Genomic DNA, 11,787 nt, shown 5'->3' with positions numbered 1-11,787 from the left:
GGCAGCGGCTCGCTGCTGGTGACCAGCTCCCGCAGCGGGTACCGGGCCAGCACCGCGTCCACCCGAGGCGTCAACGCCGCCGCCAACCGGGTGGCGGCCGGGCGGCTCTCGTCGCGCAGGGCGTCCACGGCGGCGAGGAGGACGCCCCTCGCGTCCGGGTCGGGCACCCCGGCGGCCGCCCGCTCGTACAGCCGGGCGCCCTCCTCCAGGACCACCTCCGTGTCCAGGCCCGCCGGGATCTTGATCTGTGCGTGGTGCCGCCAGGTGGTGACCGGGTCGCCCCACGCCTCCACGGCGTACGTCCACAGCCCGGGCGCGCCGGCGGTGACGGTCGCCCCCCACCGGTCCGTGCCGGGCGCCAGCTCCCGCATCGGCGTGAACGGCCCCCGGCGTCCCTCGGGGTCTCTCAGGACGACATCGGCGGCCACCGCGTCGTGCCCCTCGCGGAACACGGTGGCCGAGATCTCGAACGTCTCGCCCACGACGGCCTTCGCCGGGCGGCGCCCCTCCCGGACCATCGGCCGGACGTCGAGGACGGGGATGCGCCCCACGACGGTCGCGGGAGCCGTGGGGGCCGGCCCGGCGGACGGCGCGGGACCGGCGTCGGCCGGGAGGGGCGGAGGGGTTCCGGTGCCGCGCCGCGAAGGCGTCCGGGCGCCGGGCGTCGGAGGGGGTGACGAGTGGTGCTTGGCGGGCATGACCGCTCCTGTCCGCGTCAACGTGGGTGGGCGGATGACTGTGGGGAGGTGGGTCCTGCGTGGTGTTCCTGTGGGGTGTACCCGCAGGAGCCTTCCCACACTGTTCGGGTGGGCAATCCGGCACTTTGTTAACTACTCACGCGTATGTCGACATGCAAGACCGGCCCCGTCCGGGCAGGACGGGGCCGGTCCGTGTGGGCGCGCTCCCACGCCCGTCGGTGCCCCCGGTCGCCCCACCGCGCGGGGCGCCGCGGGACGCCGCGCGGGGCGCCGTCAGGAGCGCGGTACCTGGAGCAGCCGGTTCGGCGAACCGAGCCCGCGGCCGGTCACCTTCCCGCTCGCCGCCCCTCTGACCAGCGCCTTCGCCACCTGCGCCGGGGTCGCCCGCCGGTGCTCGGCGAGATACAGCGCCGCCGCGCCCGCCGCGTGCGGGGACGCCGCCGACGTGCCCGAAGAGGTGGCCCGTCCGAGGTCGCCCGCGGCGGAGGCCGAGGTGATCGACACCCCCGGGGCGAACAGATCGAGCGCCGAACCGTAGTTGGAGAAGGCCGGTTTCTTGTCCTGCCGGTCGGTCGCGCCCACCGTGATCGCCTGCCGCACGCCCGCCGGCGAGTACAGCGCGGCCGGCCCGCCCTCGTTGCCCGCGGCGACCGTGTAGGTGACGCCGGACGCGACGGAGGTGCGGACGGCGGCGTTCAGCCGGTCGTTGTGGAACCCGCCCAGGCTGAGGTTGGCGACCGCCGGCTTCCTCGCGTTCCGGGTCACCCAGTCGATGCCCGCGATCACCTGGGCGGTGGTGCCCGAGCCGGTGTCGTCCAGGACGCGGACGGAGACGATCTCCGCCTTCCTGGCGACGCCGTACGACGTGCCCGCGGCGATGGCGGCGACGTGCGTGCCGTGGCCGTTGCCGTCCTGCGCGGTCCGGTCGTTCTGCACGAAGTCCCAGCCGTGGCGCGCCCGTCCGGCGAAGTCCTCGTGCGAGATCCGGACGCCGGTGTCGATCACGTAGACCGTCACCCCGGCGCCCGCCGACTCCGGCCAGGTGTAGCGCTCGTCCAGCGGCCGGCTCCGCTGGTCGATCCGGTCCAGTCCCCAGGACGGCGGGTGGCGCTGCGTGTGGCCCGAGGTCACCCGGGTGTCCTGGACGACCGAGGCGACCCGGGGGTCGGCCGCCAGCCGGCCGGCCCGTCTCGCGTCGGCGCGGACGGCGTAGCCGTTCAGCGCCGTGCCGTAGGTGTGGCTGATTCTCACCCCGTACCGCTCGACGAGTTCCCTCCCCGCCGCCGAGCGCGCCCGCGTCCCCTCCTCCAGCGTCACCAGGTAACTGCCGGTCACGGAGCCGGGTGCGCCGGCGCCGAGTATCCGCCCCTGCGGGGGCGCGGCGTGCGCGGGCAGGGTGGCGGCCGAGACCGCCGCGGCGCTCAGCACCGCCGTCATGACCCCCGCCCGGCGCAGACGCCGTGTTCGCGTCCGTGCCATGGTCCGAGTTCCCCTCCTCGACTCGGCGTGCGGGCCGCCGGGAGCACCCGGTGCGGGCGGCACGCCAGGGTGGCAGCGTCTCGTGCGGGGTGGAACGCCACAAGGACGCCCATGGGTGCGGAATCGGCCATATCCGCCATGAGATGAATCGTTTGGGCCGGGGTACGACGGATACGGTGTCCACCGGCTCCCGGCGCGGACCGCACCCGCGCCGGTACTGTCGGTGGCGATGCCCGGACGCACACCGCGTCCTTCACGACCGCGCGAGGTGGAATGTGAAGGCGATCCGTCGATTCACCGTCCGACCCGTCCTCCCCGACACTCTCCTGCCCCTCAGCGATCTGGCCCGCAACCTGCGCTGGTCCTGGCACGCCGGGACCCGCGACCTGTTCCGCTCCGTCGATCCCGAGGGCTGGGCCGCCTCGGGCGGCGACCCGGTACGGCTGCTGGGCGGCGTGCCGCCCGCGCGCCTCGCCGAGCTGGCCGGGAACCGTGACTTCCTGGACCGCCTCGGGACGGTCGCGGACGATCTGCACGCCTACATGACCGGCGACCGCTGGTACCAGGCCCAGACCGACCGGCTGCCGGCCGCCGTCGCCTACTTCTCCCCGGAGTTCGGCATCACGGCCGCCCTGCCGCAGTACTCCGGCGGCCTCGGCATCCTGGCCGGCGACCACCTCAAGGCCGCCAGCGACCTCGGCGTCCCCCTCGTCGGCGTCGGCCTGCTCTACCGGCACGGCTACTTCCGCCAGTCCCTGTCCCGGGACGGCTGGCAGCAGGAGCACTACCCCGTCCTCGACCCCAACGAGCTGCCCCTGGACCAGCTCAGGGAGGCCGACGGCACCCCCGCCCAGGTCACCCTCGCCCTGCCCGGCGACCGCCCGCTGCGCGCCCGGATCTGGCTGGCCCAGGTGGGCAGGGTCCCGCTGCTCCTGCTGGACTCCGACGTGGAGGAGAACGACCTCGGCGAACGCGGCGTCACCGACCGGCTCTACGGCGGCGGCAGCGAGCACCGGCTGCTCCAGGAGATGCTGCTCGGCATAGGAGGGGTCCGGGCGGTGCGCACGTACTGCAGGCTGACCGGGCACCCCGAACCCGAGGTCTTCCACACCAACGAGGGCCACGCCGGCTTCCTCGGGCTGGAGCGCATCGCCGAACTGCGCGCCGCCGGACTCGACTTCGACTCGGCGCTGGAGGCGGTCCGGGCGGGAACCGTGTTCACCACCCACACCCCCGTCCCGGCCGGCATCGACCGCTTCGACCGCGAACTGGTCGCCCGCCACTTCGGCCCGCACGCCGAGCTGCCGCACCTGGAGGTCGACCGCATCCTCCGGCTCGGCATGGAGACCTACCCCGGCGGCGAGCCCAACCTGTTCAACATGGCCGTGATGGGCCTGCGCCTCGCCCAGCGCGCCAACGGCGTCTCCCTGCTGCACGGAAACGTCAGCCGTGAGATGTTCGCCGGGCTCTGGCCGGGGTTCGACCCCGAGGAGGTGCCCATCACCTCCGTGACCAACGGCGTGCACGCGCCCACCTGGGTCGCCCCCGAGGTGTTCCGGCTCGGCGCCCGGCAGATCGGCGCCCAGCGCGCCGAGGAGGCCCTGAGCGTCGGCGACTCGGACCGCTGGGACTCCGTCGCGGACATCCCCGACCAGGACATCTGGGAGCTGCGCCGGTCCCTGCGCCGGCTGCTGGTGACGGAGGTGCGCGAGCGGCTGCGCGCCTCCTGGCGCCAGCGCGGCGCCGCCGCGGCCGAGCTGGGCTGGATCGACGGGGTGCTCGACCCGGACGTGCTGACCATCGGGTTCGCGCGGCGCGTCCCGTCGTACAAGCGGCTGACGCTGATGCTGCGCGACCGGGACCGGCTGATGGACCTGCTGCTGCACCCCGAGCGGCCGGTGCAGATCGTGGTCGCGGGCAAGGCGCACCCGGCGGACGACGGCGGCAAGCGGCTCGTCCAGGAGCTGGTCCGGTTCGCCGACGACCCGCGCGTGCGGCACCGGATCGTGTTCCTGCCCGACTACGGCATGGCGATGGCGCAGAAGCTCTACCCCGGCTGCGACATCTGGCTGAACAACCCGCTCAGGCCGCTGGAGGCGTGCGGGACCAGCGGGATGAAGGCCGCGCTCAACGGCTGCCTCAACCTGTCCGTCCTGGACGGCTGGTGGGACGAGTGGTTCCAGCCCGACTTCGGCTGGTCGATCCCGACGGCGGACGGTGCGGGCACCGACCCGGACCGGCGCGACGACATAGAGGCCGCCGCCCTGTACGACCTGCTGGAACAGCGGGTGACGCCGCGCTTCTACGAGCGCGGGCAGAGCGGGCTGCCGGACCGCTGGATCGAGATGGTGCGCCGGACGCTGGCCCTGCTCGGCCCGAAGGTGCTGGCCGGCCGCATGGTCCGCGAGTACGTCGAGCGCCTGTACGCGCCCGCCGCCCACGCCCACCGCGCGATGGACCCGGACACGGCGCGCGACCTGGCGGAGTGGAAGGCCAGGGTGCGCGGTGCCTGGCACGGTGTGACCGTCGACCACGTCGAGACGTCCGCGACGACGGCCACCGTGGAACTCGGCACCACCCTCGCGCTGCGGGTCCGGGTGGGCCTCGGCGACCTCGGACCGGACGACGTCGAGGTGCAGGCGGTCTCCGGGCGGGTGGACGGGGAGGACCGCATCACCGACGCGTCCCTCGTGCCGCTGAAACCGGTGGGCGCTCCCGACCAGGAGGGCCGCTGGGTGTACGAGGGCCCGCTCTCGCTCGACCGCACGGGGCCCTTCGGCTACACGGTCCGCATCCTGCCCAGCCACCGCCTGCTGGCGTCCGGCGCGGAACTGGGCCTGGTCGCGGTGGAGTCGGAGGACCCGGCGGAGGCGGCGGGGCTGCTGATGCGGTGAGACGCCGGCGCCCGGCGCCGCGGGACGCCACCGTGCCCGACGCCACCGTGGCGCCGGGCACGGTGGCGCCGGGCACGGTGGCCGTGGAGCGTGCGGTCCGTCCGGCGGAGGGCCCGGGGCGGGGGCGCTCCGGGCGGTCGGCGCCGTGCGGCGGTGCGCCGCGGCACCGGGCCCGGGCCGCTCGGGGGGCTCAGTCCTCGATGCCCCGGGTGGCCAGGTGGCGCAGGACCTTCCCGCAGCGGCGGGCGTAGGCGTGCTGCAGTCCCCGGGTGGCCGGGCCGCCCGCACGGGCGTACCAGCGGGCCGCCCTGCTGAACGCCTCGACGGTCAGCCACACCGTCCCGTCGCCCGTGCGGTCCACGACGAAGGACTCCTCGCCGCACTCCGGATGGCCGGCCAGGGTGCCGTACGCCCAGCCGGCCCTGCGGGGTTCCTCCACCGTCCACACCACCCGGCAGGGCGCCTTGACGATCCCGGCGAGGGTGACGGTGACGTCGACGCCGGGCGCCGCCCGCTCGGCGTCGGCGTCGAGGCCGACGCCCACGGCCCGGTGCAGTTCCCAGGTGAGGACCGCCTCCGCGGCCCGTCGGAAGACCTCCTCGCCCTCGCCGAGACGGGTGCGGACGCGCATCGGGTGGAATCCGGGAGGGCAGGACCCCGGCTCGCGGGTCGCGCCGACGTGGTCGTAGGTGAAGTCCGCCGAAGACATGGGACCCAAGCGTAGGGCGGCACCCGGGAACGGTGCGTTCCGGGTGCCGCCGTCGTGCGTCCGCGTACGGCCTACGGGAAGGTGAGCTTCCAGCCGCTGATGTAGCCGGTGTCGTAGCGTGCCCGGTCCTGGACCCGCAGTTTCCAGGTGCCGTTGGCGGCCTCGGAGGAGGCGTTGACCGTGAAGGTCTGGTCGATGTTGTCCGCGGAGCCGCCGGTGCGGTTGCGCAGGTTGTACACCGTGCCGTCCGGGGCCAGCAGGTCGACCACCAGGTCACCGCTGTAGGTGTGCACGATGTCGACCGAGACCTGGAGGTTGGAGGGCGCGTTGCCGGTCCGTCCGGTGACGGTGATCGAGGAGGTCACCGCGGCGCCGTTGTCCGGGATCGACACGTCGGCGGTGTTCTCGAAGGACGTACCGCCACCGCCGCCGCCACCGGAGCGCGAGCCGACGTTGACGCCCGCCCAGGCGTCCTGGACCGCCTTGTACTCGGCGCTGTCCGTGCCGTACAGCTCACCGGCCGCCGCGAGGGTGCCGGTGCGGGCGCCCGCGTAGTTGGTGGTCGAGGTGAACTTCGTGGTCAGCGCGCGGAACCAGATCTTCTCCGCCTTGGCGCGGCCGATGCCGGTGACCGGCAGGCCGTCGGAGGTGGGGGAGTCGTAGGTGACCCCGTTGATGGTCTTCGTACCGCTGCCCTCGCTCAGCAGGTAGAAGAAGTGGTTCGCGGGCCCGGACGAGTAGTGCACGTCGATGTTGCCGATGCCGGAGTACCAGGAGTCCTTGGAGGCGCCGTCCTTGCTCGGCTTGTCCATGTACCGCAACGGGGTGCCGTCGCCGTTGATGTCGATCTCCTCGCCGATGAGGTAGTCACCGACGTCGGAGGAGTTGTTCGCGTAGAACTCGACCGTCGCGCCGAAGATGTCGCTGGTCGCCTCGTTGAGGCCGCCGGACTCGCCGCTGTAGACCAGGCCCGCGGTGTTCGAGGTCAGGCCGTGGGTCATCTCGTGCGCGGCCACGTCGATCGAGGTGAGCGGGTTGGCGTTGCCGGAGCCGTCGCCGTAGGTCATGCAGAAGCAGGTGTCGGACCAGAAGGCGTTGACGTAGTTGTTGCCGTAGTGGACCCGGGAGTAGGCGCCCACGCCGTCGCCGCGGATGCCGCTGCGGCCGTGCACGTTCTTGTAGTAGTCCCAGGTCAGCGCGGCCCCGTAGTGGGCGTCGGCGGCGGCCGACTCCAGGTTGGACGGGCTGCCGTTGCCCCAGACGTCGTCGGGGCCGGAGAACAGCGTGCCGGTGCCGGAGGTCCCGCGGTTGAGGTTGTACGTCTTGTGCCCGCCGCGCGCCCCGTCGGTGAGGTTGTACGAGGACCCGGACTGCGTGGTGGTCAGGTCGACGGTGCCGCTGTAGACGGTGTGGCCGGTCCCGTTCCGGACGGCCTGCCACTCGTACAGCTTCTCGCCCGTGGTGGCGTCGGTGACGACGTGCAGTTCCTGCGGGGTGCCGTCGTGCTGGAGTCCGCCCACGACCGTCTCGTAGGCCACGACCGGCTCGCCCCCGGCCGCCCAGATCACCTTGCGCGGGGCGCGGGCGACGTCGGCGCCCCTGGCGTCCTCGGCCTGCGCGGCGGACAGGGCCTGCCGCTCGGCCCGGGCGGCAGGCACCTCGGCGGTGGTGGTCGCGGGCTTCACCGCGGTCCGGGTGGCCTTGACGACGGACTCGGCCTCGCCGGCCCTGTCGCCCCGGACGACCAGGTCGCCGCCGAGGACCGGCAGGCCGTCGTAGGTGCGCTCGTAGCGGACGTGCACGGTGCCGTCGCGGTCCTTGAGGACGTCACGGACGACGAGCTTCTCCTTCGCGCCCAGGCCGAGGTCCTCGGCGGTCTCCGCCTTGGCGGCGTTCGCCTCGCGGATCAGCTCGGCGCGCTGGGCCGGGGTGAGCCGGACCGACTCGGAGCCCGGCTTCGCCGCGCTCGCGGCCGGCGGTGTCCGCTCCGGGGCCGCGGTGGCGCTGCCGGACTGCACCGCCGTGGCGACCAGGGCGGCCACCCCGGCGAGGGCGACGGCCGCGGCGCGGCGGTGCGCGGTGCGGGGGGTGCGTCTGTGGGAGGACCTGCTGCTCAACGCTGACTCCTTCTGCGCGGCCGCGGATCGCGCGGCCAGGGGAGACCGGTCGACGGGTGGGCCGACCGGGCGGTACGAGGCGGTGCGCAGGAACACGTGCTGCTGTGCGGAGCTGCGGCCGCGGCACGGCGTGGAGCGGTGCTGTGGGGTTGCTGTGAAGCGGCCGTGGGAAGAGTGGCAGGCGAGCGCCACCCCTGTCAGGAGCGCGTCAAAACATTGGCCGGAAATCGTTCGTTGTCCGGGAGTTCACGTTCGATATGCGGAACGTTGGACGAAGGCCGACCGGCCGGGCGGACCGGGACCGAAGCCCTGCCCGGTACGCGGCTCACGGCACACGGCGTCCGGCGTCACGGGCCGCCCGGTGTCACGGGCCGTCCGGCCGGTCCCCGTGCCAGGACCGCCACAGCGCCGCGTACGCCCCGCCCGCCGCCACCAGTTCCTCGTGCGCGCCCAGTTCGGTCAGCCGGCCGTCCTCCATCACCGCCACGCGGTCCGCGTCGTGCGCGGTGTGCAACCGGTGCGCGACGGCGATGACGGTGCGTCCCCGGAGGACGGCGGCCAGCGCCCGCTCGGTGTGACGGGCGGTCGTCGGGTCGAGCAGGGCGGTCGCCTCGTCCAGGATCAGCGTGTGCGGGTCGGCCAGCACCACGCGGGCCAGGGCCAGTTGCTGCGCCTGCGAACCGTCGGTGGCACGGCCGCCCTCGCCCAGCTCCGTGTCCAGGCCGTCCGGCAGCTCCCGCACCCACGCGTCGGCGCCGACCGCGGTCAGCGCCGCCCACAACTCCTCGTCACCGGCGGCCGGTTCGGCGATGCGCAGATTGTCGCGGACCGACCCGAGGAACACATGGTGCTCCTGGGTGACCAGCACCACCTGACGACGCAACCGCTCCGGGTCCAGCCCGACCACGGGAACCCCGCCCACGGTCACCGTCCCCGCGGTCGGCGCGTCCACCCCCGCCAGCAGCCGGCTCAGCGTGGTCTTGCCCGCCCCGGACGGCCCCACCACGGCCAGCCGCTCCCCGGGCGTCACCGTCAGGTCGACCCCGCGCAGCACCTCGCCGCCCCCGTCGTAGGCGTAGCGCGCGGCGGCCACGTCGATCCGGTCGTCGGCCGGATCCGGACCGTCGCCCCGGCCCGCGGCGCGCGGCGCCCGGGCCAGCCCCTCGACCCGGGCGAACGAGGCGCCGCCGCTCTGCAACTGCTCGATCCGCATCAGGACCTCGTCCAACGGCCCGCTCAGCTGGAGCAGGTACAGGGCGGCGGCCACCACCGCCCCCAGGCTCACCGCTCCCCGCTGGTGCAGCAGCCCGCCGATCAGCAGCACCCCGGCCACCGGAAGGTGGTACGACACCTCCACCACCGGGAAGAACACCGTGCGCAGGAACAACGTGTGGAACCGGGTGCGGCGGGCGGTCTCCAGGGCGTCCCGGCTCGCCCGGATCCGCCGCTCCTCGAGCCGGAACGCCTCCACCGTGCGCGCCCCCGAGGCCGTCGAGGCGACGATCTCCGCCACGTCCGAGGTGGCCGCGCCCTCGGCGAGGTAGCCGTCGCGCGCCCGGCGCAGGTACCAGCGCAGCACGATCCAGATCGGGGTGAGCGCCAGCACCCCGAGGGCACCGAGCAGCGGGTCCACCAGGAAGACCGCGGCCGTCACGAACAGTGCCTGCACCCCGTTGACCAGCAGCGCCGGCCCGGCGTCGCGCAGCGTTGTGCCGACGGCGGTCACGTCGGCCGTCCCCCGCGCCGTCAGGTCACCGGTCCCCGCCCGCTCCACCACCGAGGAGGGCAGCGCCAGCGCCCGGTCCACGAACCGCTCCCGCACCCGCGCCAGCGTGCGCTCCCCGAAGCGGTGCCCGACGTACCGGGCCCAGCGGGCCAGCAGCAACTGGGCGACGGCGCACAGCAGGATGACCGGCGCCAGCCGGTCCACGGCGGCGACCCCGCCCCCGCCGCGCACCTCGTCGATGATCCGCCCCAGCAGCCAGGGCCCGGCCAGCCCCGCCACCGCGGCCAGCGCGTTCAGGACCAGGACGGCGGCGAAGGTCCGCCCGTCGGCCCGCACCAGCTCCACGGCCGCCCGGCGCACGTCGGCGGGCCCGGCGACGGGCAGTTGTGCCCGGCTCATCCCACGGCCTCCCGGGCGGCGTCCCCGTCGGTGTTCCCGGCGGCGTCCCCGTCGTCGTCCGGCTCGGCGTCCCTGGCCACCAGCGCCCGGTAACCGGGCTCGGCGGCGAGGAGTGCGCGGTGACCGCCGGTCGCGGCGACCTTGCCGTCGACCAGGAAGTGCACCTGGTCGGCGCGGTCCAGCACGAGCGGCGAGGAGGTCGTCAGCACCGTCGTGCGGCCCCGGCGCGCCTCCCTCAGCCGGTCGGCGACCGTGGCCTCGGTGTGCGCGTCGAGCGCCGAGGTGGGTTCGACCGCCAGCAGCACCTCCGGATCGGCCAGCAGCGCCCGCGCCAGCCGGACGCGCTGCCGCTGGCCGCCGGAGAGGCTGCGGCCCTGGGCGGACACCACCGAGTCGAGACCGTCGGGCAGGCCCTGCACGATGTCGTCGGCGGCCGCCGCGTGCAGCGCCCGGGACACCTCCTCGTCCGTGGACTCCCTGCCGCCGGCCACCACCTCCCGCAGCGGACCGGCGAACAGGTCGGCCTCGTGGTCGGCGACCACGATCCGCTCCCTGACCTGCGCGAGCGCGATCTCGTCCAGCCGGGTCCCGCCCCAGGTGGCCGCCGACGGCGCGTACCGGCCGAGACGGTCGACCACGGCGAGCGCGTCGGCGGGCCGCGCGGCGGTCAGCGCGGTCAGCCGGCCCGGCGCCACCCGCACCCCGGACTCCGGGTCGTACAGCACGGACGGCTCCGCGGGCGCGTCCGCGGTGGCGGCGTCGGCCGGCGGCTCCAGCCGCAGCAGCGCCGCCACCCGCCGGGCGGCGACCACGCCCCGGCTCAGCAGGTAACCGCACTCGATGAGGAACGCCACCGGCCACACCAGCACGGACACGTAGCCGTACACCGACACCAGCTCGCCCACGGTGATCTGCCCCTGGGCGGCCAGCCGGGCCGCGATCCAGGTCACGCCCGCGAGGAACAGCACCGGCAGCCCCGCGCCGAGCGCCTGCATCCAGCTGGTCACCGCCCCGACCCGGTAACCCTGTTCGCGCAGCCGCCGAGAGTCCCGGCGGAAGGCGTCGGCGACCAGGCCCTTGCCGCCGAGTCCGCTCAGCACCCGCAGGCCGCCCGCGAGGTCGCCGATCCGCGCGGTCAGCACGCCCTGCCGCTCCCGGTACTCCGTCTCCCTGCCCTGCAACCGTCCCGCCAGCGGCCCGACGACCAGGAGGATCACCGGCACCCCGAGCAGCACGACCCCCGCCAGCAGCGGCGACACCGACAGCAGCAGCCCGGCCACCACCCCGTACGCCACGACCGCGCCGACCCCGGGCCCGACGACCGTGAGGGACCCGGCGATCACCTGCACGTCGCCCACGCCGATGGTGACGACCTCCCCGGCCCCCGCCCTCCGCGACAGCGAGGCGCCCAGCCGCACCGTCTGCCCGACGACCACCTTCACGGTGCGGAAGTTGGCGTCCATCCGCACCCGGGTCATGGTGCGGTGCCGCATGACGCTCAGCCACGCGTTGAACGCGCCCACCGCGAACAGCGCGCCGGTCCAGCCGGCCAGCGCGCCCGTGTCACCGGGCTCCAGCCCGTCGTCCACCGCCCGGGACATCAGGTACGGCGTCGCCGCCAGCAGCACCATCCAGGCACTGCCGAACACCGCCCCCGCCGCACACCGCCCCGGCTGCCGCAGGACCAGCCACCACAGGTAGCGGGCCCCGCCCCGGCAGTCGGGCGTGCCGGGGTCCTCGTACGCGTCGATCATCCGTCCCCCTC

At 74.8% G+C, this 11,787-nt stretch carries 7 protein-coding genes; 1 reads left to right on the top strand and 6 read right to left on the bottom strand.

The window, feature by feature from the left end:
- Both FHS37_RS34755 and FHS37_RS34750 read right to left on the bottom strand, forming a co-directional pair.
- Positions 1–698: maltotransferase domain-containing protein (locus tag FHS37_RS34755; protein WP_184828653.1), on the bottom strand; the 698-nt coding region annotated here is incomplete at its 3' end.
- Positions 699–971: 273 nt separating this feature from the next.
- Positions 972–2,177, bottom strand: a complete 1,206-nt coding sequence (locus tag FHS37_RS34750) for a S8 family peptidase (RefSeq protein WP_184828651.1) — start codon at positions 2,175–2,177, stop codon at positions 972–974.
- Positions 2,178–2,452: 275 nt separating this feature from the next.
- On the opposite strand from FHS37_RS34750, the gene FHS37_RS34745 reads away from it, so the two are divergent.
- Positions 2,453–5,071: a glycosyltransferase family 1 protein gene (locus FHS37_RS34745; protein ID WP_184828649.1), complete on the top strand. Its 2,619-nt coding sequence runs from the start codon at positions 2,453–2,455 to the stop codon at positions 5,069–5,071.
- Between the two features lie 190 nt (positions 5,072–5,261).
- Here the strand turns inward: FHS37_RS34745 and FHS37_RS34740 are convergent, their stop codons facing one another.
- The 4 genes from FHS37_RS34740 to FHS37_RS34725 all read right to left on the bottom strand — a co-directional run bounded on the left by FHS37_RS34740 (position 5,262) and on the right by FHS37_RS34725 (position 11,776).
- Positions 5,262–5,780, bottom strand: coding sequence for a DUF1990 domain-containing protein (locus tag FHS37_RS34740; protein WP_184828647.1), 519 nt, complete (start codon positions 5,778–5,780; stop codon positions 5,262–5,264).
- 71 nt (positions 5,781–5,851) lie between these two features.
- The gene (locus FHS37_RS34735; protein ID WP_184828645.1) at positions 5,852–7,897 is read right to left on the bottom strand and encodes a M4 family metallopeptidase; all 2,046 of its coding nucleotides are present in this window, start codon (positions 7,895–7,897) and stop codon (positions 5,852–5,854) included.
- A gap of 364 nt (positions 7,898–8,261) precedes the next feature.
- Positions 8,262–10,022, bottom strand: a complete 1,761-nt coding sequence (locus FHS37_RS34730) for an ABC transporter ATP-binding protein (protein WP_184828643.1) — start codon at positions 10,020–10,022, stop codon at positions 8,262–8,264.
- Positions 10,019–11,776, bottom strand: coding sequence for an ABC transporter ATP-binding protein (locus FHS37_RS34725; RefSeq protein ID WP_184828641.1), 1,758 nt, complete (start codon positions 11,774–11,776; stop codon positions 10,019–10,021). Before FHS37_RS34725 ends, FHS37_RS34730 begins: the two co-directional genes overlap by 4 nt.
- Positions 11,777–11,787: the final 11 nt, after the last annotated feature.

It is taken from the genome of Streptomyces griseomycini, assembly GCF_014203535.1.
GTDB classification, from domain to species: domain Bacteria; phylum Actinomycetota; class Actinomycetes; order Streptomycetales; family Streptomycetaceae; genus Streptomyces; species Streptomyces griseomycini.
The sequence above is the reverse complement of the archived record's forward strand: the minus strand, read 5'-3'. Positions and strand labels throughout refer to the sequence as shown.

Coding starts and splice junctions, on each gene's coding strand:
- FHS37_RS34750 (WP_184828651.1), bottom strand. CDS start 2,177: ATGGCACGGACGCGAACACGGCGTCTGCGCCGGGCGGGGGTCATGACG.
- FHS37_RS34740 (WP_184828647.1), bottom strand. CDS start 5,780: ATGTCTTCGGCGGACTTCACCTACGACCACGTCGGCGCGACCCGCGAG.
- FHS37_RS34730 (WP_184828643.1), bottom strand. CDS start 10,022: ATGAGCCGGGCACAACTGCCCGTCGCCGGGCCCGCCGACGTGCGCCGG.
- FHS37_RS34725 (WP_184828641.1), bottom strand. CDS start 11,776: ATGATCGACGCGTACGAGGACCCCGGCACGCCCGACTGCCGGGGCGGG.